The sequence below is a fragment of the Caulobacter sp. FG7 genome (assembly GCF_057808875.1).
The window spans coordinates 98275-121140 of the sequence record NZ_JBMDIW010000018.1 but is presented as its reverse complement, the minus strand read 5'-3'; the positions used below and the strand labels follow the sequence as shown (position 1 = coordinate 121140).

Genomic DNA, 22866 nt, shown 5'->3' with positions numbered 1-22866 from the left:
TCGCTGGCCGTGCGCCCCTTCGGTGCGGCGAGACAGGTAGAGTGTACGGCGGGTTTGAGCGCGTCTGATCGACGAGCGTGAGAAAGCCTTAAGGCGTTGAGTTCGTGGAACTCTTTTCGGCGAACGCCGGGGATGGACGCTGCTCTATCCCCATAACCAGGACCTCCCCCTGTGGGGGGAGGTTCCTAGTCCCCATGCGTGAGACCCAGCCCTCAAGCCGCCGCGATGATGGCCAGGAAGTCCTTGGCCTTCAGCGAGGCGCCGCCGACCAGGGCGCCGCCGACTTCCGGCGTGGCCAGGATCTCGGCGGCGTTCTCGGGCTTCACCGAGCCGCCGTAGAGAATCGGCACGCCGGCGCCGTGGTCGCCGAAGCGCTCGACCAGCACGGCCCGGATCGCCGCGTGGATGGCGCCGATGTCGGCGATGGTCGGGGTCAGGCCCGTGCCGATGGCCCACACCGGCTCGTAGGCGACGGCGAAGGCCTGGCCGGCCAGGTCGTCGGGCAGCGAGTCGCGGGCCTGGCCGGTAACGATCGGTTCGGCCTGGCCGGCCTCGCGCTGGGCCAGGGTCTCGCCCAGGCAGATCACCGGCTCGAGACCGGCGGCCAGGGCGGCCAGCACCTTGGCCGACACTTCCTCGCAGGTCTCGTCATAGCTGCCCCGACGCTCGGAGTGACCGAGAATCACCAGCGTCGCGCCGGCGTCGGCCAGCATCGGCGCGGAGATGTCGCCGGTGTAGGCCCCTTGCGGCGCGGCGTGGCAGTCCTGGCCGCCGACGATCACCGACTCGCCCGAAAGCGCCTCGGACATGCGGTGCAGCAAGGTGGCGGGCGGACAGATGGCGACACGCGCCGCGGGCGGGGTTTGCGCCACCGCGGCGGCCACGGCTCTGGCCTCGTCGAGCGAAGCCTCAAGGCCGAACATCTTCCAGTTCCCGGCGATCAACGGCCGGGGCGTCGTAAGAGAAACGGTCATGAGGAGGCTTTGGGGACGCGCTCCCTTGGTAAGTCAAGTCCGCTTCGGCTTGCTCACGCACCTTGGCCTCTACTATACCCGCTTGCTCGCATCGGATGCGTCGCCCCAGGGCGGTCGCCCACGCGCACGCAATTGGGCGGAATCGAAGAAGGTAGTTTCAAACGTCATGCTCGCCGGCTTTCGCTCTTTCGCCAGATCGCCCTTCGCGATCGTCCTGTTCGCCCTGCTGATCGTCAGCTTCGCGATCTTCGGGATCAGCGACGTCTTCAGCCGCCCCAGCACCAACAAGGTGATCGAGGTCGGTTCGCGCTCGGTTTCGCCCGAGGACTTCAAGGCGCGCTTCGACAACTACCGCAACCAGCTGCAGCAGCAGGGCCAGACCCTGACGCCGGACGAGGCCGTCCAGCGCGGCGTCGACCGCGGCATGCTGCAGGAGCTGGCGCTGCAGGAATCGATGGCCGAGCTGATCAAGAAGATGGGCGTGCGCCCGTCCGAGACCCTGGTCGGCGAGACGCTGCACAAGCAGCTGAGCCAGCTGCCGCCCGGCACGCGTCCGTTCGACCCGGTGACCGGCAAGTTCGACAAGCAGATGTACCAGCGCCTGCTGGCCGAGAACGGCATGACCCCGGCCGGCTACGAGGCCTCGCTGCGCGACGAGATCGCCCAGTCGCAGTTCTACGCCAGCGTCGCCAACGGCCTGCGCACGCCGCGCATCTATTCGGCCCTGCAGGCGGTCTACGGCCTGGAAAGCCGCGAGCTTTCGGCCTTCGCCATCAATCCCACCAGCGTCGCGCAGCCGGCCGCCCCGACCGACGCCCAGCTGCAGGCGTTCATGACCGAGAACGCCGCCCGCCTGACCCTGCCCGAGACCCGCGTCCTGTCGGTCGTGCGCTTCAGCGCCAAGGCCCTGGAGCCGTCGGTGACCGTCGACCCGGCCGAGGTGCAGAAGACCTTCGACTTCCGCAAGGACACCCTGGCCCAGCCCGAAACCCGTTCGCTGGTGCAGATCGTCGCCCCGGACGCCAAGGCCGCCGCCGCCATCGCCGACCGCCTGCGCAAGGGCGAGGCTCCGGCCGACGTGGCCAAGGCCTACGGCAAGCAGCCGGTGACGATCCTCGACAAGCCCAAGACCGCCCTGCCCGACCGCAAGGTCGCCGACGCCGCCTTCACCCTGGGCGAAGGCCAGGTCAGCGCGCCGATCGCCGGCGAGCTGGGCCAGTCGGTCGTCAAGGTGCTGAAGATCAACGCCGCCAAGGCCGCCTCGCTGGAAGCCGCCCGCCCGCAGATCGAAGCCGACCTGCGCGTCCAGGCCGCCCAGTCCAAGGCCTATGACCAGACCCAGGCCTTCCAGGACGCCCGCGACGGCGGCGCCAACGTCGTCGACGCCGCCGGCAAGGCCGGCGCCCTGGTGGTCACGACCGCTCCGCTGACCGCCCAGGGCACGGACCTCGGCGGTCAGCCGGCCGCGGGCCTGACCCCGGACGTGCTGAAGGCCGCCTTCGCCCTGCCGGCCGGCGGTGAAAGCGACCTGATCGAAGCCGGCAAGGGCGAATACTTCGCCGTCCGCGTCGAGAAGGTGAACAAGGCCGCCCTGCCCCCGCTGGCCGAGGTCCGCGGGCCGCTGGCCCAGCAGTGGATGATCAACGAGCTGGTCAAGCGCCTGAAGGCCAAGGCCGACGAACTGGCCGTCCGCGTCCGCAAGGGCGAATCGATGGAAGCCGTCGCCGCCTCGGCCAACGCCAAGGTGATGAAGGTTTCGGGCCTGTCGCGCGAGAACGCCCAGCAGCACCAGGCCCTCGGCCGCGACCTGCTGATCGCCTCGTTCAACGCCAAGCCCGGCGAGGTCTTCGCCGCCCGCGCCCCGCAGGTCGGCTACGTGGTCGGCCGCATCGACGCCGTCCGCGCCGGCGACAACGCCGAGATCGCCCGCGCCACCGAGACCATGCGCCCGCAGACCAGCATGGCCTACATGCGCGACATCGGTCAGGCCGGCCGCACGGCCGCCCGCGACAAGCTGAAGCCGAAGCTGAACCTGAACCTGGCCCGCCAGGCGATCGGCGTCGACACCGAGGCGCTGGCCAAGGCCGAGAAGGACGGCGCGGCCAAGGGCGGCGCCAAGAAGGCCGCGGCTCAATGAGCCTGGAGCCCGGCTTCGACGCCTTCGCGGCCGGCTACGACGCCGGCCTCCCGCAGCTGGTCTGGACGCGGCTGATCGACGACCTGGAGACCCCGGTCTCGGCCTATCTGAAGATCGGCCACGGCCGGCCCTACGCCTTCCTGTTCGAGAGCGTCGAGGGCGGCGCCTGGCGCGGCCGCTATTCGATCGTGGCCATGAAGCCGGACGTCGTCTGGCGCTGCCGCGGCGACAAGGCCGAGATCGCCCGCGACGACGACATCGCCGCCGGCAAGTTCGAAGCCCTGGACGGCGGCGCGCTGGACAGCCTGCGCGACCTGATCGCCCAGTCGAAGATGGAGCTGCCGGCCGGCCTGCCGCCGATGGCGGCGGGAATCTTCGGCGCGCTGGGCTATGACACCGTGCGCCTGGTCGAGAAGCTGCCGGACATCAATCCCGACAGCCTGGGCCTGCCCGACGGCATCATGACCCGCCCGTCGATCGTGGCGGTGTTCGACGCCATCGCCCAGGAGATCATCCTGACGACGACCGCGCGCCCGGCGCCCGGCGTGTCGGCCAGGGAGGCCTATGCGGCGGCCCGCGAGCGCATCGAGACGGTGATGGCGGACCTGCGCCGTCCGCTGGCCCACGACGCGCCCCGCGCCCCCCAGGGGCCGATGGAGTTCACTACCCCGGTCAGCCGCGAGGACTATCGGGAGGTCGTGGAGAAGGCCAAGGAATACATCCGGGCCGGCGACATCTTCCAGGTGGTGCCCAGCCACCGCTTCCGCGCGCCCTTCGGCCTGGACGCGTTCGCGCTGTACCGCTCGCTGCGCCGGACCAACCCGTCGCCGTTCCTGTTCTTCCTGGACCTGGACGGCTTCAACCTGGTCGGCTCCAGCCCCGAGATCCTGGTGCGGCTGCGCGACGGCAAGATCACCATCCGCCCGATCGCCGGCACCCGCCCCCGCGGCGCCACGCCGGAAGAAGACCTGGCGCTGGAAAAGGAACTGCTGGCCGACCCGAAGGAACGGTCCGAGCACCTGATGCTGCTGGATCTGGGCCGCAACGACGTGGGCCGCGTGGCCATGCTGGGCCAGGCCGGTTCGAACGAGAAGCCCAAGGCCGGCAAGCACGCCAATGTGCGGGTCACCGACAGCTTCACGATCGAGCGCTACAGCCACGTGATGCACATCGTCTCGAACGTCGAGGGCGACGCGCCCACCAACGTCGATCCGGTCGACGTGCTGATGGCGGCCCTGCCCGCCGGCACGCTGTCGGGCGCGCCCAAGGTTCGGGCGATGGAGATCATCGACGAGCTGGAAGTCGAAAAGCGCGGCATCGGCTACGCCGGCGCGGTGGGCTACATCGGCGCCGACGGCTCGGTGGACACCTGCATCGTGCTGCGCACGGCCCTGGTCAAGGACGGCATGATGTACGTCCAGGCCGGCGGCGGCGTGGTGGCCGACAGCGACCCGGACGCCGAGTACGACGAGACCCTGCACAAGTCCCGCGCCCTCAAGCGCGCCGCCGAGGAAGCCTGGCGCTTCGCCTGAAGCCGCCAGCAGCGGAAAAGAAGAAGGGGCGGCCGATCGGCCGCCCCTTTGTCGTTCAGTGGCCCGTGTGCGGCCGGGCCGCGCCTTCGGGGCCCACGGCGTCGGTGAGGCCATGACCCAGGGCCATCGGCTTGCCGTCGGGACCCCGGTCGGCGATGCGGACCATCTCCATCATGCCGGCGTCCTCGTGGTTGAGGATGTGGCAGTGCAGCACGAAGTCGCCGATGTAGCGCTCGTAGTGGGTGCGCACGTTCACCTTCACGCCCGGCTCGACGAAGACGGTGTCCTTGAAGACGCCCTTCATGCCGAAATACTGCGAGCCGGCCTGCTGGGTGAGATCAGCCCCGGTGGCGTCGATCACCGACTCGATCTCGAACGGATTGACGTGGATGTGGAACGGGTGGCCGACATCGGCTGTCTCCAGCGTCCAGCGGTCGGTGTCGCCCAGCACCAGGGTTCGCGAGAAGTCATTGGGATCGAACCGCCGCATCGTCTCCTTGGTGCGGCCAAGGCCAGGACCCTTCTTCTCGCCCGGCTTGGTGGGCTCGACGCTCAGCGAGAAGATCAGCGGCTGGTCGTGGTCGGGCTTGGCCGCCAGCAGGCTGGCGTGGGGCTTGAAGGCGGCCAGCGACAGGTCGCGCTCCAGGCCGGCCACGACGCTTTCGGCCAGGGCCGGATCGGTGATCGGCAGGTTGCGGGCGGCCTCGACCAGCAGCGTCTTGACCTGGTCGCGCGACGTGCCGCCCTTGGGGGCCCCGGTGACATCGACGAGGAACAGCAGCTGGCGACGATCCGAGCTGCCCTCGATGGCGTCCTTCTTCACGTCGACCTGCTCGTCGATCACGCAGTAGGAGCCCGCCTCCGGGAAGCTGACCAGGATGTCGCTGCGATAGCCGGGCTGCAGCACCGTCGAGGTCCGCTCCTGCACCGCCTCGCGGGTCAGGCCGTCGGCGGCGATCTCGAACTGGGCGATGGCCTGGCTGGAAGGCGCGCATTCCTTGGCGATCAGGGCGTCCTGCGAGATGGCGCCGGCCTTGGCGATGGCCTCCAGCGACTTCTTGCCGATGCGCTTGCGGATCGAGACCTTGACGGTGTCGGCGACGCCGCCGTGGACGAAGCGCCAGCGCTCGGGCGCGCCGGCCACGGCCTTCTGCTCCAGCACGTCGACCGTGGCGCCGTTGACCGTGGTGAAGCGGCCCGAATTCTTCCAGCGCGGACCGCCGAACAGGTCGTAGCCGTCGAGCTTGCCGACCTGGCCCGCGTCGCAGCGCCAGGTGCCGTCGGCATTGGTCTTCACCTTGCCGTCGGCGTCGCGGCAGGCGTACTGGATCTGCTGCAGCACGAAGATGTGGTCGGGCGCCTTGCGCAGCAGAAGGTCGACGTCGCCGGGGATCACGGCCTTGGTCGCCGCGTCGACGCGCGGCAGGCGGTCGCCCTTGATCACCAGCGCGCCGGCCAGGCCGCTGGCCACCTGGATCGCCGTCGAGCCGTGGACGTGCGGGTGATACCAGAAGGTGCCGGCCGGATGGTCGCCGGGGATGTTATACTCGTACTCGTAGGTGAAGTCGGGATTGGGCGGCAGCTGGCGCAGCACGTTGTCGCTGATGCCGGCCGGGCTGACCCACAGGCCGTGGCTGTGCAGGTTGGTGGTGTTGAAGCAGTGCGGGACGTTGATGTCCGAGGGGTGGCCAGGGCAGTTCGCTTCGGCCGGCAGCTGGTTGCGGATCTTGACCCGCACAGTCTGGCCGGGACGCGAGACCAGGGTCGGCGCCACATAGGGGCGTCCGGGCTCGGCAGGATGCAGGGCGTCGCGATAGGCCCGCAGCTCCACGTCGTCGGTCATGCCGCTGTTGGCGTTCCAGATCTTGGACGGCAGCAGCACCACGTCGAGGCGGGCCACGACCTCGTCGCCCGAAGGCGGCGGCGCGGGCAGCTCGCCGAACATCTCCGGCCGCTCCTCGGGCGTGGCCGCGCCCGGCGCCACGGTGGTCAGGACCGGCGGGTCGGAGAACGGCGCGTCCTGGGCCGCCGCCGCGCCCGCCATGAAGCCCAGGGCGACAGCCGCGCCGCCCAGCAATCCGAGTTTTCGCATGAAGCACCCCCTGCGTCCGAAAATCGCCGGAGGGTGAGAGCGACGCCAGAGTCGTTCAAGTTGAAACTACAACCCTGGGAACTCATTTTGAGCGCTGTGCGCCGATCAGTCGCCGAGGCGTTCCTTGGGCAGGTGCTGGGTGGTCAGGGGCGGCGCCAGGACCATCACCGTCGCGAAGCTGACCGCGGCCACCGCGGCGAAGGCTGCGGCCAGCAACACCGGCAGCATCTTCTGGCGCCGACGCGGCGTGCGAAGCAGCGCGCGGGCGTAGGCGATGGCGGCGGTGTCGATGGCGGAATCAGCGACGGACATGCGGGAAATTTCGCCTCTTCGCGCCCCGGTGGCAACGGATCTGCGGCGCGGCGCTTCGCCGCTGGGCGCTTTCCCAGAAAAACTCTTTCCGTAAAGGGATGACGCGCCGCCCCCGACCGGACTAGAAGCGAGGCTCGAAAGGCGGCGTCATGATCCTGGTCATCGATAACTACGACAGCTTCACCTACAACCTCGTTCATTACCTGAACGAGCTGGGGGCCGAGACGGTCGTCCATCGCAACGACGATCTGACGGTGCAGGAGGCGCTGGGCCTGAAGCCGCAGGCGGTGCTGCTGTCGCCGGGCCCCAAGGCCCCCGACCAGGCCGGCATCTGCCTGCCGCTGCTGCGCGGCGCCCCCGACGACCTGGCGATCCTGGGCGTGTGCCTGGGCCACCAGGCCATCGGCCAGGCTTACGGCGGCGAGGTGATCCGGGCCAAGGAGGTCATGCACGGCAAGACCAGCCCGATCCGCCACGCCAACAAGGGCATCTTCAAGGACCTGCCCGACCCCTTCACCGCCACGCGCTATCACAGCCTGGCGGTGCGCCGCGAGAACCTGCCCGAGGAACTGGAAGTCACCGCCTGGACCGCCGACGGCGAGATCATGGGCGTGCAGCACAAGACCCGCCCCGTCCACGGCGTGCAGTTCCACCCCGAATCCATCGCCACCGAGGGCGGCCACCAGCTGCTGGCCAATTTCCTCGACCTGGCCGGCGTGCGCCGCGACGCCCAGATCTGGGTCTAGGGCGGGACAAGACCATGTCCGACGCATTCAAGCCCCTGCTGGCCAAGCTGGCCGACGGCCAGACCCTTTCGGAAGACGACGCCGAGGTCTTCTTCAGCGCCTGCCTGCGCGGCGAGCCGACACCGGCCCAGGTGGCCGCGGCGGTGACCGCCATGCGCCTGCGCGGCGAGACCGTGGGCGAGATCGCCGCCTGCGCCCGCGCCATGCGCCGCGCCGCCGTGCACCTGGAGCATCCGTATGACGTGGTCGACGTCTGCGGCACCGGGGGCGACGGCCTGCACACCCTGAACATCTCGACTGCGGTCGGCTTCGTCGCCGCCGGCGGGGGCCTGAAGGTGGCCAAGCACGGCAACCGCGCGGTGACCTCCAAGTCGGGCACCGCCGACGTGCTGGCGGCCCTGGGCGTCAACATCGACGCGAGCCTTGCCCAACAGCGCGCCGCGCTGGACAGCGCCGGCATCTGCTTCCTGTTCGCCCAGTCGCACCACGGGGCGATGAAGCACGTGGCGCCGATCCGCCAGCAGCTGGGCTTCCGCACCATCTTCAACCTCTTGGGCCCGCTGACCAATCCGGCCGGCGCCAAGCGCCAGGTGGTCGGCGTCTCGGCTCCGCGCTTCGTCGAGCCGATCGCCCGCGCCCTGGGGGCCCTGGGCGCCGAGCGCGCCTGGTCGGTGCACGGCGGCGGCATGGACGAGCTGACCATCACCGGCGAGACCGAGGTGGCCGAATGGCGCGAGGGGGCGATGCGCCTCTTCACCATCACGCCGGAGGCCGTGGGCCTGCAGCGCGCCTCGCTGGCCGAGATCACCGGCGGCGACCCCGCCTTCAACGCCGCGGCCCTGACCCGCCTGCTCGACGGCGAGACCGGCGCCTATCGCGACATCGTGCTGCTCAACGCCGCCGCCGCCTTCCTGGTGGCCGACAAGGTCGAGACCCTGCGCGAGGGCGTGGAACTGGCCGGGGCCGTGCTCGACGACGGCCGCGCCAAGGCCGCCCTCGCCGGCCTCGTGGCCGCCACCAACGCTGAAGCCCTGACCGCATGACCGACATTCTCGCCAAGATCGCCGACTACAAGCGCGAGGACGTCGCCGGCCGCAAAGCCGCGCGCTCGCAAGGCGACGTCGAGGCCGCCGCCAAGACCGCCTCGGCGCCGCGCGGCTTCAAGGCGGCGCTGGAAGCCAAGCACGCGCCGGGCAAGCTCGCCTTGATCGCCGAGATCAAGAAGGCCTCGCCTTCGAAGGGCCTGATCCGCGCCGACTTCGATCCGCCGGTGCTGGCCAAGGCCTACGAGGACGGCGGCGCGGCCTGTCTTTCGGTGCTGACGGACGGTCCGAGCTTCCAGGGCGCCGACGAGTATCTGGTGGCCGCCCGGGCGGCGACCGCCCTGCCCTGCATCCGCAAGGATTTCCTGGTCGATCCCTGGCAGGTGGCCGAGAGCCGCGCCCTGGGCGCCGACGCCATACTGGTGATCCTGGCGATGATCGACGACCATCTCGCCGGCGAACTGATGACCGAGGCCGCGCGCTTGGGGATGGACGCCCTGGTCGAGGTGCACGACGAAGCCGAGACCGAGCGCGCCGGCAAGCTGGGCGCGACGCTGTTCGGGGTCAACAACCGCGACCTGAAGAGCTTCGTCGTCGACCTGGCGGTGACCGAGCGGCTGTCGAAGCTGGCGCCGGCGGGTTCGCTGCTGGTCACGGAAAGCGGCCTCTTCACCCACGCCGACGTCGTGCGGATGGAGGCGACGGGCGCCAAGGCCATGCTGGTGGGCGAAAGCCTGATGCGCCAGGCCGACGTCACGGCGGCGACGCGCGAGCTGATCGGGTAGCCTGAGCTTGGCGCGTGGCCCTCGTCCTTCGACAAGCTCAGGATGAGGACCATGGCGGACGTCGATGCGAGAGAAACCTCATCCTGAGCCTGTCGAAGGACGAGGTTTTCGCCGCTGAGCCGCCCCTCTTCAAATAACGACGCTCGGCCACGTTTCGGCCAAGCTCGCGCTTCTCAATGCCCCTCGGTGTTCGACATCGAGGGGCTTTCGCATGACCGCCGGCAAGACTTCCGTCCGCGCGCATGTGCTTGAGTGGGCCAGGACGCTGGCGGTGACGGCCGCCATCGTGCTCGTGCCGCGCACGGTGCTGTGCCAGCCCTTCACGATCCCGTCGGCCTCGATGGAGCCGACCCTGCTGGTCGGCGACTACATCCTGGTCAACAAGTTCGCCTATGGCTGGAGCCGCCATTCGGCCCCGCTGAGCCCCGCGGTCGGCCACGGCCGGCTGATGGGCCGCGAGCCGGCGCGCGGCGACGTGGTGGTGTTCAAGAAGCCGGGCGACGGTCGCACCGACGTCATCAAGCGGCTGATCGGCTTGCCCGGCGACGAGCTGCAGGTGGTAGACGGGGTGCTGCGCATCAACGGAACGCCCGTCGACCAGCGTCCGCTGGGGACGCGGATCGAGGAAACGCCTTTCGGCGTGCTGCCGGCCGAGCGCTTCGCCGAGACCCTGCCCGGCGGCAAGACCCACCTGATCAACAGCTACGGCCCGCGCACGGCGGCCGGCAACACCGCAGCCTATCGCGTGCCCGAGGGCTGCTACTTCGTGATGGGCGACAATCGCGACAACTCGCTCGACAGCCGCTTCGATCCGGGTCCGATCCCGGCGGGCGAAGCCCGCTGCGCCTGGAACCCGGCCGTGGACGCGCATCTGCCGGCGGAGATCGGCATGGGTTTCGTGCCGTTCGAGAACCTGGTCGGCCGCGCCGACATGGTGCTGTTCTCGTGGGAGGCCGGCGCCGGCCCGCGGTGGAATCGGTCGTTCCAGCGCCTCTAGAATCGATCGCCGGACGGCGGGAATCGGTGTTTCGGCGGCCGGATTCCCGCCAGCGCCCGGGTCGCCCGATCACCGCGTTCACGGAAAATCCGCGCTTGTCCTGGGTTGCACCCCGCTCCCATCCGCATCAGGACGACGCCAGCAATCGACGTGAAATCAGTCACTTAGGAAACCCTTTCTGACATTGCGCACGAATGCGATTTCAAAGAACGCCGGTCGCTGCAATTCACTTGACCTTAACCAAGAACACCTAGAGAACATTCGCAAGGTTTGCGGTTTGTTCCGCGACGACTTGCGAGGCCGTCATGCTCACCCGCAAGCAGCACGAGCTGCTGATGTTCATCCACGAACGGATCAAGGAGACCGGCGTCTCCCCCTCCTTCGACGAGATGAAGGAGGCCCTGGACCTGGCGTCGAAGTCGGGCATCCACCGGCTGATCACGGCCCTGGAAGAGCGCGGCTTCATCCGTCGCCTGGCCCACCGGGCCCGGGCTCTGGAGGTGGTGAAGCTGCCGCAGCAGGCGACCACGGCCGCCCCGCCCAAGGGCCGCGGCGCGTTCCGCCCGCAGGTGCTGGAAGGCGGCGGTCCCGCCCCGTCGGCCCCTGCCCCGCTTCCGCCGATCCCCGACACCAGCCGCGAACTGCCGATCCTGGGCCGCATCGCCGCCGGTACGCCGATCGACGCCATCCAGCACGAGCGCGACCGCCTGCCGGTGCCCGAGACCATGCTGGGCGGCGGCGAGCACTACGTCCTCGAGGTGCAGGGCGACTCGATGATCGAGGCCGGCATCCTCGACGGCGACTACGTGATCATCCGCAAGGGCGACACGGCCAACAGCGGCGAGATCGTCGTTGCTTTGGTCGGCGAGGAAGCCACGCTCAAGCGCCTGCGCAAGAAGGGCGGCTCAATCGCCCTGGAAGCGGCCAACCCGAAGTACGAGACCCGCATCTTCGGCCCCGACCAGGTCGAGGTGCAGGGCAAGCTGGTGGGCCTGATCCGCCGCTATCACTGACAGCGGCCCCTGGCCGGCAAGACGCGCGAGGCGCGGGTGTCGAAGGATGCTCGCGCCTTGCTTGCGTCTGGGGCGGGCCTTAAGGCTCCCAGCCTGATCGCTAGGGGGAGACAGCCATGATGTTCCTGCTGCTGGCCGTGCAGGCCGCCGCCGTCGCACCGCCGGCCGGCGAACCGGTCCTCACCCTCGCCGAGGTCGGGCTGCACAGGGGGCGCTGGCCCTTCACGGGCTACTATCCCGACCGCGCCATGCGCGCCGGCGTGTCGGCGCAGACGACGGCCCTCTGCCGCGTGGCCGCCGGCGCCCTGGTCGGCTGCCGCATCGAGGCCGTGGAAGCCGCCGACTACGGCTTCGACCAGGCGACGCTGAAACTGCTGGCTGACGCCCGGACGGACGTGGCCACCCGCAGCGGCGCACCTACCGAGGGCCGAAGCTTGCGCGTTTCGCTCAGCTTCAAGGTCACCCGCAGCGGCTCGATGCGCGTCACGGCGCGCTGAACGCATATTTGTCTGAGTTAATCGAAGCTGCTACTCCAGACCCAAGGCCGTGCGGCGTGTCATGCAAGACGCGCCGCGCCATCGGTCGATCGGAGGAGCATTCATGTCCCACGCGCCCATCGCATCCCTAAGCGCGGCCCTCTGCCTTGCGCTTGGCCTCAGCGCCGCCGCCCAGCCGATCACCCAGCGGTTCAGCGCCGATCCCTCGCCGCACGTGTTCGGCGACACGGTCTATGTCTACGCCACCGACGACGCCTCGAACTCGGGCAAATACTGGGACTCGACGTCCTGGCGGCTCTACAGCTCCAAGGACCTGAAGACCTGGAGCGACGACGGGGCGTTCCTGGACGTCACGGTGTTCAACTGGGCCAGGCCCGACGCCAAGGCCTGGGCGCCGGGCGCGGTCGAGCGCGGCGGCAAGTTCTATTTCTACGCACCCGTAGGCGGCGACAAGATCGGCGTGGCCGTGGCCGACCGACCGCAGGGCCCGTTCAAGGACGCCATCGGCGCGCCTCTGGTCGACAAGGCCCGCGACGCCAATGCGGGCGACGAGCCGATCGACCCGCAGGTGCTGATCGACGACGACGGCCAGGCCTACATGCTGTTTGGCACCCGCGTGCCCAAGATCGTGCGGCTGGGCGCCGACATGGCCTCGCTGGCCGGACCGATCGAGAACCTCGTGGTCACCGGCTATCCGGCGAACGACCCGAAGAAGAAGTACGGCGAGGCGCCGTTCCTGCACAAACGGGGCGGCCTCTACTATTTCAGCTTCTCGACCGGCTGGCCGGGCCAGATCGTCTATGCGACCGCCAGGTCGCCGATGGGGCCCTACGCCTATCGCGGGGTGATCCTCGACTACCTGCCGATCTCGACCAACCACCAGGCCATCATCGAGCGCGACGGCCGATGGTGGTTCTTCTATCACGACAAGCTGCTGCCCGGCGGCGGCGACCATCGGCGCTCGATCACCCTGTCGCCGCTGAGCTATGGCGAGGACGGCGCGATCCTGCCGATCAAGCGGCCTTAGGGCGGCATCGAGATCGGAGTTCTGGGCGTGATCCCTCCCCTTCGACAAGCTCAGGGGGAGGATCACCTACAGGCCCGGCTGTTGGAAAAACCTCATCCTGAGCCCGTCGAAGGACGAGGTTTTCGTCTCAGATCCTGAATGTCGGTCGCGCCTAGAGCACCAGGGCCTTGGCCGCCGTCTCGAAGCCTGCCCAAGCCTCCGCGGCCAGGGCCGCCCCGGTGCTGGCGCGGCGCACGCCCAGGCCCGGCAGGTCGGCGAGCTTCATGTCCGGTCCCCACAGCAGCACATTGACCGGCTTGGGCGCCACGGCCGCGACGATGGCGGCGATGTCGTCGTACTTGGTCACGCCGGGCGCATAGAGGCAGTCGGCGCCGGCTTCGGCATAGGCCGCGAGCCGCTCGATGGTCGGTGCGAGGTCGTCGCGGCCGATCAGGAAGCCCTCGGTGCGGCCCACCAGCATGACGTCCTGGTCCGAGGCGTCGATGGCGGCGCGGGCAGCGGCCAGGCGCTGCACGGCGGTGTCGAGCGGATGGAGGTCCGCGCCGACGCGATCCTCCATGGAGAGGCCCGCCACGCCGGTCTCGACCGCGCGGGCGACGTTGGCGGCGACGCCTTCGGCGCTGTTCGCAAACCCGGCCTCGAAGTCGGCGTTGACCGGCAGGTCGGTGGCGGCGACCAGCAGGGCCAGGTGCTCGATCACCTCGTCGACCGTCACCTCGCCGTCCGCGCGCCCCCAGGACCAGGCCATGCCGGCGCTGGTCGAGGCCAGGGCCTTGAAGCCGAGCTTCTGCAGGCGAACCGCGCCGCCGGCGTCCCACGGGTTGGGCAGCACGAAGAAGCCGTCCTGATGCAGGGCGCGGAAGGCGGCGCGGCGGGCGGCGAAGGTGGCGTCGGTCATCGGCCTTGGATCTCCAAACGAGTCGTCGCCGCCAGATAGCCGCGGCGGCGCGGCATCATCCGCCCGGTTCTTGCGCAATCGTGTCAGCAGCCTGCGTCCATGGCCGTTGGCCACGACCGGGCGTGGTCCAGACGATCCACCAGCCGTCGCGCCTGCGCCAGAGCTCGGCGGCCCCGCCGGCGACGAAATCCTCGCCCGCCAGCACGACGGCGTCGCGGCAGGCGGGCGGCATGAGAGCCGGGCGCGGACCGCGCAGGACGACCACCTCGGCGCCGGCGCAGAGCCGCTGCAGGGCGTCGTGGTCGGGCGTACGGCGGGTCCAGGACAGGCTGGCGGCCACCGGCGCGCCCTGCCCCGGCCGGCACGAGACGCGGTCGCAGTCGAAGCCGCCGCCGTCGATGGGCGCCAGGCCCCGGCGGCGGGCCCAGAGCTCTGCCCCGAAGCGGCGGGCGTCGGGGCGCAGCAGCACCGCTTCTCCGCCTCTGCGCGCAACGGCCGTGGTCCCGTCGGCGGCGATCCAGAGGTCGGGCGTAGCCGGGCGTGGCCACAGGGCCACCGCCAGGAACAGCGGCGCGCCCAGCCAGCGCAGGCGGCCCTTCCAGAGGCACAGCAGCATGATCCCCAGGAACGACAGCACCAGGGTGAAGCCCGGGGCGCTGGACACGGTCTGCTGGGCGCCGTGGGCGCCGGCGAACCAGCGGGCGACGGCGGTCATGGCCTCGATGCCCCAACCGGCCACGGCCAGGAACGGTCCGCCCAGGCCCAGCGGCTCCAGCGCGGTGCCCACCGCCAGGAACGGCATGATCACGAAGGACGACAGCGGCGAGACCACCAGGTTGGCCGGCAGGCCCCAGATGGCCACGCGGTTGAAGTGCTGCATGGCGAAGGGACCGGTGGCCAGGCCCGCGACGAAACTGGCGCCGACGCTGATGGCCAGCCAGGCCAGGGCGCCCTGCGTGAAGCGGATGGGCCATGGCACCGAGATCTCGCGCGGCTGGCGCGGCCAGGCTTCCGCGAGCGCCACAAGAGCGGCGGTGGCGGCGAACGACATCTGGAAGCCGGCCGCGCCGGCCTGCTCGGGCTGGGCGACGAGGATGATCAGGGCCGCCAAAGCCAGGCCGTGCAGGCTGACGGCCTGGCGGTCGGCGAGGATGGCCAGGAAGGCCACGCCCGCCGTGATCGCCGCGCGCAGGGCCGGCGGCGGCGCGCCGGAGACGACCAGATAGGCCCCGACCGCTGCGAGGCCCGCCAAGGCGGCGATCTTCTTGCCCGGAAAGCGCAGCGCCGCCCACGGCCAGGCGGCCACCAGCAGCCGGACGGCCGCGAACACGAAGCCGCCGACGATGGCCATGTGCAGACCGGAGATGGAGAGGATGTGCGCCAGGCCCGAGGCGCGCATGGCCTCGGTCTGCTCGGCCGTCACCCAGGCCTCGTGACCGGTGACCATGGCCGCGGCGATGCCGCCGCTGTCGGGGCCCAGGCGCTCGACGATGCGCGAGGCGAGGCTCCAGCGCATGGCGTTGACGGCCATCGCAAGGCGCAGCCGCCAGGGCGGCGGATCGAGTACGGCGTCCTCGATCTCGCCCACCGTGAAGCCGACGCCGCCGATGCCGTTGAACCAGGCGTCGCGGGCAAAGTCGTGGGAGCCGGGCGCGGCCGGCGGCGGCGGCGCCGACAGCATGGCCCGCAGGCGCAAGGCCGATCCCGGCGGCGGGGCTTCCATCCCCTCCGGCAGGCTGACGCGGATGCGAGTCGGGGTGGCGGCCGGCGCCAGGCGCGAGATCGATGCCGGCGCGATCAGCAGGCGCGGCCCCGCCGTGCCGGGCGAGACCACGTCGACGACGAATCCGTCGACCACCCGCACGCCGCGCTCGACGGGCATCACCGGCGCGGCGACCCGGTCGCAGCGGACCTTGCCGGCCAGGGCCCCGGCGGCGGCGAAGGCCATGAGGGTCAGCGGCACGGCCAGGCCGCTCCAGCGCGTCCAGCCCCGGCTCCAGACCGCCAGGACGCCCAGCGCCAGAGCCACGAGGGCCAGCAGCGACCAGCTGGGCTCGATCCTCAGCCCCAGATAGGCCGCCGCACCCAGCGCGAAGGCCACCGGGCTCCACAGCATCCAGCGGGCTGCGTTGGCGCGCGCCTCGTCGATCAGTTGTGTGACAAAGGTTGCGGGACTAGGACACCTTCGAACGGCCGTGCTAAGACGCGCCGCCCAACGGCTGGCGCGTGCGTCGCGCGCCGTCGGGCCTCCCGCCGCCCCCGCGGCCTCCAGACCGTCAGCTTCGAAGCCTATGTCCAGTTCCTCCCCCGCCCCCAGCGGCGTCGTCACCCGCTTCGCCCCGTCGCCGACCGGCTTCCTGCATATCGGCGGCGCCCGTACGGCGCTGTTCAACTGGTTATATGCACGCCATACGGGAGGGAAGTTCCTTATTCGCGTCGAGGACACCGACCGCGAGCGTTCGACCGACGCGGCCGTCGCCGCGATCTTCGAGGGCCTGGACTGGCTGGGCCTGAAGTCGGACGAGGAACCGATCTTCCAATACAGCCGCGCCGACCGTCACCGCGAAGTGGTGCAGGAACTGCTGGCCAAGGGCCGCGCCTATCGCTGCTGGATGACCGTAGAGGAGCTGGAAGCCGCCCGCGAGAAGGCCCGCGCCGAAGGCCGCGCCATCCGCTCGCCCTGGCGCGACGCCCCGCCGCCGGCCGATCCCTCGGCGCCGCACGTCATCCGCTTCAAGGGCCCGCTGGAAGGCGAGACCCTGGTCGACGACATGGTCAAGGGCCCGGTGACCTTCCGCAACATCGAGCTCGACGACCTGGTGCTGCTGCGCAACGACGGCGCGCCGACCTACAATCTGGCCGTGGTGGTCGACGACCACGACATGGGCGTGACCCACGTCATCCGCGGCGACGACCACCTGAACAACGCCGCCCGCCAGAGCCTGATCTACCAGGCCATGGAATGGAACGTGCCGTCGTTCGCCCACATCCCGCTGATCCACGGCCCGGACGGCGCCAAGCTCAGCAAGCGTCACGGGGCGCAGGCCGTCGGCGAGTTCGCCGACATGGGCTACATCCCCGAGGGCCTGCGCAACTACCTCGCCCGCCTGGGCTGGGGCCACGGCGACGACGAGGTGTTCAACGACGCCCAGGCCATCGCGTGGTTCGACGTCAAGGACGTGGTCAAGGCCCCCGCCCGCCTGGACTGGGCCAAGCTGAACTTCATCAACAGCCAGCACCTGCGCCAGGCCGACGACGCGCGCCTGACCGCCCTGACCCTGAAGGCCCTCAAGGCCGCCGGGACCGACCTGCCGGCCGACGCCGAGGCGCGCATCGCCTCGACCGTTCCGCAGGTCAAGGAAGGCGCCAAGACCATCCTGGAGTTGGGCGAGCACGTGGCCTTCGCGCTGAAGGTGCGCCCGCTGGCGCTCGAGGAAAAAACCGCCAAGCAGCTTTCCGAGGAAACGGTCGCGCGCCTCGCACGACTTCGTGAACATCTCGCGGCCGCCCCGGTGTGGGGCGTCGCGGAACTCGAGGCGCTGTTGAAATCGTTTGCTGAATCCGAGGCCGTAGGCTTTGGAAAGTTCGGTCCGCCGCTGCGTGGGATCCTCACCGGCGGGGCCCAGGCGCCTGACCTGAACAAGATCATGGCGGCCCTGGGACGAGACGAGTCTCTCGGCCGGCTTGACGATGCGCTGGCGTCGCGCGCATGAGGCGCTATAACGCACCCGCGAAATGCAAAACTGGACTGATCGTACCACTATTGAAAGGGTCTCTCGCATGACCGACAAAGCCACGCTGACGATCGGCGACAAGAGCTACGAGCTGCCGATCCTCAAGGGCAGCACGGGTCCGGACGTTCTGGACATCCGAAAGGTCTACGGCGAAAGCGACCATTTCACCTTCGACCCGGGCTTCACCTCGACCGCCTCGTGCGAGAGCAAGATCACCTATATCGACGGTGACGCCGGCGTTTTGCTGCACCGCGGTTATCCGATCGACCAGCTCGCCGAGAAGTCGTCGTTCCTCGAAGTCTGCCACCTGCTGCTGAACGGCGAACTGCCGACGGCCGCCGAACTGGCCAAGTTCGAGAACAACATCACCTATCACACGATGCTGCACGCGCAGTTCGACCGGTTCTTCGAAGGCTTCCGTCGCGACGCCCACCCGATGGCCGTCATGACCGGCGCCGTGGGCGCCCTGTCGGCCTTCTACGCCGACAGCATGAACGTCGACGACGCCCGCGAGCGTGAGATCAGCGCCCATCGCCTGATCGCCAAGATGCCGACGATCGCCGCCCGCGCCTACAAATACACGATCGGCCAGCCGTTCGTGTCGCCGCGCAACGACCTGTCGTACTCGGAAAACTTCCTGCGCATGTGCTTCTCGGTCCCGGCCGAGGACTGGAAGCCGAACCCGGTCCTGACCCGCGCCATGGACCGCATCTTCATCCTGCACGCCGACCACGAGCAGAACGCCTCGACCTCGACCGTCCGTCTGGCCGGTTCGTCGGGCGCTCACCCGTTCGCCTGCATCGCCGCCGGCATCGCCTGCCTGTGGGGCCCGTCGCACGGCGGCGCCAACCAGGAAGCCCTGGAGATGCTCGAGCAGATCGGCACGGTCGACAAGATCCCCGAGTTCATCGAGGGCGTGAAGGCGCGCAAGCACAAGCTGATGGGCTTCGGCCACCGCGTTTACAAGAACTTCGACCCGCGCGCGAAGGTCATGCAGAAGACCTGCCACGAGGTCCTCGGCCAGCTGGGCATCAACGACCCGCTGCTGGAAGTGGCCATGGAGCTGGAAAAGATCGCGCTGAGCGATCCGTTCTTCATCGAGCGCAAGCTGTACCCGAACATCGACTTCTACTCGGGCATCACCCTGCGCGCGATGGGCTTCCCGACCAACATGTTCACCGTGCTGTTCGCCCTGGCCCGCACCGTCGGCTGGATCAGCCAGTGGAAGGAAATGTTCGAGGATCCGACCCGCAAGATCGGTCGTCCGCGTCAGCTCTACACGGGCTCGACCCAGCGCGACTACATCGACGTCGAAAAGCGCGGCTAAGCGCTTTTCCGGCTTCGGAAATGAAAAGGCCCCGGGAAACCGGGGCCTTTTTGTTTGTGGGATCTAGCTCCTCCCCGTGAAAAGGGGGGAGGTGGCGCGCTGCGGATACGCAGCGTGGCGGAGGGGGCAAGTGACAGAGCTCAGCGCCCAGTCCCGCCTCCCTCCACCGCGGAGCCTGTCCTCGGGCGCGCGCTTCGCGCGACCCGGGGGTGGTCCCCCTCCCCCGTTTCACGGGGAGGAGTTGTCTTCAGAACCTCAAGCCCACGATCAGGCCCGCATAGGTCTGGTCGTCGGCCATGCCGGTCTGCTTGAGGAACGTGCCCGAGGTGGTGTGGTTGACGATGCCGGTCACCGTCACGAACGGCGAGACCGCGTAGCTGGCGAAGGCGGCCTGACGCCAGCCGACATAGTGGGCCGTGCCTTCAAGACCGCCGCGCAGCACCTGGCCGCCCAGGCCGTAGAGGCCGTCCTCGTCGCTCTGGCGCCACAGCCCCGCCACCTGCAGGCCGGCGGTCAGCTTGGGCGCAGGCTTGAAGGTCAGCTGCGGCTGGATCGCCACCATGTTGGTGATGCCAAAGTCGGTGCGCAGCGAGATCGGCTGCGGGAACATCTGGGCGTACGAGTTCAGCTTGCCGTCATTGCGATCCTTGTCGCCGGAAGCGGCCTCCAGGCGCAGGCCCAGGCGCGGCGACCACGGCGCCTTGAAGGTGTAGCCGCCCATGGCCGAGACGTACCAAGCCGAGACGTCGAGATCGCGGTACGTGCCGTCCTGGTAGACGCCCTCCAGGTCGTAGTCCCATTGGCCGTAGCGACCGGCCAGGCGCGCCGAATAGGAGCCGCGGCGATCGCGGCCGCCGGTGACGCTGTCATAGACCGCGCCGCGCTTGTCGCTGTTGACGTAGAGCAGTTCCAGCTTGGGCGCCGTCGGTCCCTGCCCCAGCGTGCGCGAGGCGGTGACGCCGGCCAGGCGGTAGTCGAAGTTGGTGGCGTCGTCCCACGAGGTCTTGGCCTCGCGCAGGGCGTAGCCGTAGAAGGCGCCGCCGCTCCAGCCGCTTTTGCGGTCGACCAGCACGCGGGCCATGTCGAACGAGGTGCGGCTGTTGGCGCCCTCGCGCATGTCGAACAGGCGATAGGCGCCCAGGCCCAGTTCCTGGCGGCCGACGCGCAGGCGGACCTTGGCGTCGCCGACCTCGGCGTTGGCTTCCAGGAAGGCCTGGTGCAGGTCCCAGCGGCTGACCTCGATCGGCGGCTCGCCGCTGTCGAGATCGATGCTGCGGGCGTCCTGCACGTCGACGAAGGCGCGCAGGCGCGATCCCACGTGCAGGTCGGCCCACAGGCGGGTGCGGGTCTGGGCGTTGCCGTCCTCGTCCTGGGCGCCGCGGCCGAAGCGCTCGTTGCCGCGGTCTTCCAGGCGCAGGCGGAACTCGCCGCCGAGGCTGAGATAGCTGGTCTCGCCGACGGGGATGTATTTCAGCTTCGACCAGGGGGTGGCGCGCTTGGCCGGGTCGGCCAGGTAGCTCCAGTCCTCGTCGTGATTGATCAGCTTGAAGGCGGGCGCCTTGGTCACGGCCGGCGGCGGCACATTGCCGGGCGACGGGGCGTTCTGGGCGGGGATCGGGACGACCCGGTCGGCCGCTTGGCTTGGGGCCTGGGTGGCGATCGGGGCGTCGGCTACGGGCGCAAGCAAGGCGGCCGCGGCCACGGTGGTCAGCAGCATGGGTTTCCTCCAGAGGGCGCGGTTGGCTCCGCGCTCTTTGGTTCTTGGCTTTAGGGGATGGGTTTATTCGGCGTCGGGCTGGGCCGACGGGACGGCGGACTTGAAGGCGTCAAGCTCCAGGCAGGCGGCCTCGATGTCGGTCAGGCGGCTCCAGCGCAGGGGAACGCCGAAGCGTCGGGCGTTGCCCAGCTGCGGCACGAGCACCAGGTCGGCCAGGCCCGGCGCGTCGCCGAAGGCGAAGCGGCCAGAGCGGCCGGCCAGCAGCTTGTCGACCGCGTCGAGGCCTTCCTCGATCACCCCGGCCGCCCAGCCCTGGACGGCGGGCTCGTCGAGGCCGAGGTCACGCAGGCGGGCCAGCACCTTCAGGTTCTGCACCGGGTGGATGTCGCAGGCGATGGCCTGGGCGAGCGCCCGGACCTGGGCCTTGGCGAACGGGTCGGACGGCAGCAGCGGCGGCTCGGGATGGGTCTCGTCGAGATATTCGACGATGGCCAGGGACTGGGTCAGCACCCGGCCGTCGTCGAGGGCCAGGGCCGGCAGCAGGCCCTGCGGGTTGATCGCCAGATAGTCCGGCGCCCGCTGCTCGCCCCGACGCAGGTGGTGGAACACCTGGTCGGTGGCGAGGCCCTTGAGGCCCAGGGCGATCCGCACGCGCCACGACGCGGTCGAACGAAAATAGCCGTGCAGGATCATGGTGGTGTCAGACTCCGGACTTCTTGCGCACGCCGCCGAGAATGAAGACGGCGAGCGAGGCGATGAGGGCGGGAACCACGGCGGTCAGGATGATCGAACCGGGGGCCCACTTGTTGGCGAGGAGCGCGCCGCCCACGAGCGGGCCGACGATGGCGCCGACGCGGCCGACGCCCAGGGCCCAGCCCACGCCGGTGGCGCGGATGGCCGTGGGATAGACCGACGCGGCCAGGGCGTTGCAGCCGATCTGGGCGCCGACGACGCCGAAGCCCGACAGCGCGGCCCCGACCAGAAGCGTGGTCAGGTGCGTGCCGCCCAGGGCGATCACGGCGATGAAGGCCGCCGAGGCGGCATAGGCCGCGCCCAGCACGACGTAGGGGCTGAAGCGGTCGATCAAGCGGCCCAGGGCGATGGCGCCGACCACGCCGCCGAGGTTCAGGGTGGCGGTCGACAGGATGGCCATCGACAGCGGCAGGCCCGCGCCCTTCAGCAGGGTCGGCAGCCAGTTCACCAGGAAATACATGACGAGCAGGTTCATGAAGAACGCCACCCACAGCAGGCCCGTGACCGGCGCGCGCCCTTGCGTGAACAGCTGGGCGACCGAGAAGCCCTTGGGGGCCTCGGCCTGCTCGCTGCGCAGGTGCGAGACGAACTCGGCGGTCGAGGCGGCGGGATCGATGCGGCGGACGATCGGGGCGATCTTGCTCTCGGGCGCGCCCTTGGCGACCAGGAAACGCACCGACTCCGGCAGCAGGGCCATCAGCACCGGCACCAGCAGCAGCGGCAGCACGCCGCCGACCACGAACACCGAGTGCCAGCCGAACTGGTCGATCAGGCCGGTCGACAGCACGCCGCCGAGGGTCGAGCCCAGCGGGAAGCCGCAGAACATCACCGTCACCAGCGTGGCGCGCAGGCGCTCGGGCGCATACTCGCTGGTCAGGGCGATGATGTTGGGCATGGCCGCGCCCAGGCCGATGCCCGTGAGGAAGCGGTACATCAGAAGCTCGTTCATCGTGCCCGACGTCGCCGTCAGCAGCGCGAACAGGCCGAAGATCACGGTCGAGATCAGGATGATGGTCTTGCGGCCGAACTTGTCGGCGGCGGGGCTGAGCAGGAAGGCGCCGACGGTCAGGCCCAGGAGGCCCACGGCGAAGATCGGGCCGAAGGCGGCCGGGGTCAGGCCCCAGTCCTCGGCGATGCGTGGGGCGACATACGCGATGGCTTGCGTGTCGAACCCGTCGAGCATGGCGATGACGGCGCAGAGGGCGGTGACGCCGAACTGCAGCGAACCGAACTTCGCCCGGTCGACGACGGCGTTGCCCGCCGTCGCTTCAAGAGTAGCCAT

The 22866-nt window shown here is 69.8% G+C and carries 19 protein-coding genes and 1 pseudogene; 11 read left to right on the top strand and 9 right to left on the bottom strand.

Annotated features, from left to right (window positions below; translation table 11 throughout):
- Positions 1-212: 212 nt before the first annotated feature.
- On the bottom strand, positions 213-974 hold the full coding sequence (tpiA, locus tag ACODR1_RS16135) for a triose-phosphate isomerase (protein ID WP_488881355.1): 762 nt from the start codon (positions 972-974) through the stop codon (positions 213-215).
- A gap of 166 nt (positions 975-1140) precedes the next feature.
- Here tpiA and ACODR1_RS16130 point away from each other — a divergent pair, with 166 nt between their 5' ends.
- Together ACODR1_RS16130 and trpE are read left to right on the top strand one after the other, a co-directional pair.
- On the top strand, positions 1141-3111 hold the full coding sequence (locus tag ACODR1_RS16130; protein ID WP_488881354.1) for a peptidylprolyl isomerase: 1971 nt from the start codon (positions 1141-1143) through the stop codon (positions 3109-3111).
- On the top strand, positions 3108-4643 hold the full coding sequence (trpE, locus tag ACODR1_RS16125) for an anthranilate synthase component I (RefSeq protein WP_488881353.1): 1536 nt from the start codon (positions 3108-3110) through the stop codon (positions 4641-4643). The genes ACODR1_RS16130 and trpE overlap by 4 nt, the downstream gene beginning before the upstream one ends.
- 55 nt (positions 4644-4698) lie before the next feature.
- On the opposite strand, the gene ACODR1_RS16120 is transcribed toward trpE, so the two are convergent.
- Positions 4699-6735: a multicopper oxidase family protein gene (locus ACODR1_RS16120; protein ID WP_488881352.1), complete on the bottom strand. Its 2037-nt coding sequence runs from the start codon at positions 6733-6735 to the stop codon at positions 4699-4701.
- Between the two features lie 105 nt (positions 6736-6840).
- Positions 6841-7047 (bottom strand): hypothetical protein, encoded by a 207-nt coding sequence (locus ACODR1_RS16115; protein WP_164467391.1) that lies wholly within the window; start codon positions 7045-7047, stop codon positions 6841-6843.
- Positions 7048-7196: 149 nt separating this feature from the next.
- On the opposite strand from ACODR1_RS16115, the gene ACODR1_RS16110 reads away from it, so the two are divergent.
- The 7 genes from ACODR1_RS16110 (at position 7197) to ACODR1_RS16080 (ending at position 13155) form a co-directional block, all read left to right on the top strand.
- Complete coding sequence (locus ACODR1_RS16110) at positions 7197-7793, top strand: anthranilate synthase component II (RefSeq protein ID WP_101717865.1); 597 nt, start codon at positions 7197-7199, stop codon at positions 7791-7793.
- Between the two features lie 14 nt (positions 7794-7807).
- Positions 7808-8836 carry an anthranilate phosphoribosyltransferase gene (trpD, locus tag ACODR1_RS16105; RefSeq protein WP_488881351.1) on the top strand — a complete coding sequence of 343 codons (1029 nt, stop codon included), beginning with the start codon at positions 7808-7810 and terminating at the stop codon, positions 8834-8836.
- Positions 8833-9621, top strand: a complete 789-nt coding sequence (gene trpC, locus ACODR1_RS16100) for an indole-3-glycerol phosphate synthase TrpC (protein WP_488881350.1) — start codon at positions 8833-8835, stop codon at positions 9619-9621. The genes trpD and trpC overlap by 4 nt, the downstream gene beginning before the upstream one ends.
- Before the next feature lie 211 nt (positions 9622-9832).
- Complete coding sequence (gene lepB / locus ACODR1_RS16095) at positions 9833-10618, top strand: signal peptidase I (protein ID WP_488881349.1); 786 nt, start codon at positions 9833-9835, stop codon at positions 10616-10618.
- Between the two features lie 305 nt (positions 10619-10923).
- Entirely contained in the window at positions 10924-11631 is a 708-nt protein-coding gene (lexA, locus tag ACODR1_RS16090; RefSeq protein WP_101717861.1) for a transcriptional repressor LexA, read from the top strand.
- A gap of 116 nt (positions 11632-11747) precedes the next feature.
- Positions 11748-12128 carry a hypothetical protein gene (locus tag ACODR1_RS16085; protein WP_488881348.1) on the top strand — a complete coding sequence of 127 codons (381 nt, stop codon included), beginning with the start codon at positions 11748-11750 and terminating at the stop codon, positions 12126-12128.
- 103 nt (positions 12129-12231) lie between these two features.
- Complete coding sequence (locus ACODR1_RS16080; protein ID WP_488881347.1) at positions 12232-13155, top strand: family 43 glycosylhydrolase; 924 nt, start codon at positions 12232-12234, stop codon at positions 13153-13155.
- Positions 13156-13306: 151 nt separating this feature from the next.
- Here ACODR1_RS16080 and ACODR1_RS16075 read toward each other — a convergent pair whose 3' ends face one another.
- Positions 13307-14053, bottom strand: coding sequence for an isocitrate lyase/PEP mutase family protein (locus ACODR1_RS16075; protein WP_488881346.1), 747 nt, complete (start codon positions 14051-14053; stop codon positions 13307-13309).
- Between the two features lie 55 nt (positions 14054-14108).
- Positions 14109-16169 carry a ComEC/Rec2 family competence protein gene (locus tag ACODR1_RS16070; RefSeq protein WP_488881345.1) on the bottom strand — a complete coding sequence of 687 codons (2061 nt, stop codon included), beginning with the start codon at positions 16167-16169 and terminating at the stop codon, positions 14109-14111.
- Between the two features lie 175 nt (positions 16170-16344).
- Here ACODR1_RS16070 and gltX point away from each other — a divergent pair, with 175 nt between their 5' ends.
- A complete protein-coding gene (gene gltX / locus ACODR1_RS16065) occupies positions 16345-17766 on the top strand; it encodes a glutamate--tRNA ligase (RefSeq protein WP_488881344.1) in 1422 nt (473 codons plus the stop codon).
- A gap of 67 nt (positions 17767-17833) precedes the next feature.
- Positions 17834-19114 carry a citrate synthase gene (gene gltA / locus ACODR1_RS16060; RefSeq protein ID WP_101717855.1) on the top strand — a complete coding sequence of 427 codons (1281 nt, stop codon included), beginning with the start codon at positions 17834-17836 and terminating at the stop codon, positions 19112-19114.
- 81 nt (positions 19115-19195) lie between these two features.
- Here the strand turns inward: gltA and ACODR1_RS16055 are convergent.
- From ACODR1_RS16055 to ACODR1_RS16040, 4 genes and pseudogenes are all read right to left on the bottom strand, one after another.
- Positions 19196-19365: pseudogene (locus ACODR1_RS16055) on the bottom strand (hypothetical protein); the annotation flags it as partial.
- Complete coding sequence (locus ACODR1_RS16050; protein ID WP_488881343.1) at positions 19362-20831, bottom strand: alginate export family protein; 1470 nt, start codon at positions 20829-20831, stop codon at positions 19362-19364. The pseudogene ACODR1_RS16055 and the gene ACODR1_RS16050, both read right to left, overlap by 4 nt.
- Before the next feature lie 63 nt (positions 20832-20894).
- Positions 20895-21524: a maleylacetoacetate isomerase gene (gene maiA / locus ACODR1_RS16045; protein WP_488881342.1), complete on the bottom strand. Its 630-nt coding sequence runs from the start codon at positions 21522-21524 to the stop codon at positions 20895-20897.
- Between the two features lie 7 nt (positions 21525-21531).
- Positions 21532-22866 (bottom strand): MFS transporter, encoded by a 1335-nt coding sequence (locus ACODR1_RS16040; RefSeq protein WP_488881341.1) that lies wholly within the window; start codon positions 22864-22866, stop codon positions 21532-21534.

What these genes read in the sequence shown, in the direction of transcription:
- ACODR1_RS16070 (WP_488881345.1), bottom strand. Translation starts at nt 16,169, where the DNA reads ATGCTGTGGAGCCCGGTGGCCTTCGCGCTGGGTGCGGCGGCCTATCTG.
- ACODR1_RS16075 (WP_488881346.1), bottom strand. Translation starts at nt 14,053, where the DNA reads ATGACCGACGCCACCTTCGCCGCCCGCCGCGCCGCCTTCCGCGCCCTG.
- maiA (WP_488881342.1), bottom strand. Translation starts at nt 21,524, where the DNA reads ATGATCCTGCACGGCTATTTTCGTTCGACCGCGTCGTGGCGCGTGCGG.
- ACODR1_RS16040 (WP_488881341.1), bottom strand. Translation starts at nt 22,866, where the DNA reads ATGGCTACTCTTGAAGCGACGGCGGGCAACGCCGTCGTCGACCGGGCG.
- ACODR1_RS16080 (WP_488881347.1), top strand. Translation starts at nt 12,232, where the DNA reads ATGTCCCACGCGCCCATCGCATCCCTAAGCGCGGCCCTCTGCCTTGCG.
- gltA (WP_101717855.1), top strand. Translation starts at nt 17,834, where the DNA reads ATGACCGACAAAGCCACGCTGACGATCGGCGACAAGAGCTACGAGCTG.
- trpC (WP_488881350.1), top strand. Translation starts at nt 8,833, where the DNA reads ATGACCGACATTCTCGCCAAGATCGCCGACTACAAGCGCGAGGACGTC.
- lepB (WP_488881349.1), top strand. Translation starts at nt 9,833, where the DNA reads ATGACCGCCGGCAAGACTTCCGTCCGCGCGCATGTGCTTGAGTGGGCC.
- ACODR1_RS16120 (WP_488881352.1), bottom strand. Translation starts at nt 6,735, where the DNA reads ATGCGAAAACTCGGATTGCTGGGCGGCGCGGCTGTCGCCCTGGGCTTC.
- ACODR1_RS16115 (WP_164467391.1), bottom strand. Translation starts at nt 7,047, where the DNA reads ATGTCCGTCGCTGATTCCGCCATCGACACCGCCGCCATCGCCTACGCC.
- ACODR1_RS16085 (WP_488881348.1), top strand. Translation starts at nt 11,748, where the DNA reads ATGATGTTCCTGCTGCTGGCCGTGCAGGCCGCCGCCGTCGCACCGCCG.
- ACODR1_RS16110 (WP_101717865.1), top strand. Translation starts at nt 7,197, where the DNA reads ATGATCCTGGTCATCGATAACTACGACAGCTTCACCTACAACCTCGTT.
- tpiA (WP_488881355.1), bottom strand. Translation starts at nt 974, where the DNA reads ATGACCGTTTCTCTTACGACGCCCCGGCCGTTGATCGCCGGGAACTGG.
- ACODR1_RS16130 (WP_488881354.1), top strand. Translation starts at nt 1,141, where the DNA reads ATGCTCGCCGGCTTTCGCTCTTTCGCCAGATCGCCCTTCGCGATCGTC.
- gltX (WP_488881344.1), top strand. Translation starts at nt 16,345, where the DNA reads ATGTCCAGTTCCTCCCCCGCCCCCAGCGGCGTCGTCACCCGCTTCGCC.
- trpD (WP_488881351.1), top strand. Translation starts at nt 7,808, where the DNA reads ATGTCCGACGCATTCAAGCCCCTGCTGGCCAAGCTGGCCGACGGCCAG.
- trpE (WP_488881353.1), top strand. Translation starts at nt 3,108, where the DNA reads ATGAGCCTGGAGCCCGGCTTCGACGCCTTCGCGGCCGGCTACGACGCC.
- lexA (WP_101717861.1), top strand. Translation starts at nt 10,924, where the DNA reads ATGCTCACCCGCAAGCAGCACGAGCTGCTGATGTTCATCCACGAACGG.
- ACODR1_RS16050 (WP_488881343.1), bottom strand. Translation starts at nt 20,831, where the DNA reads ATGCTGCTGACCACCGTGGCCGCGGCCGCCTTGCTTGCGCCCGTAGCC.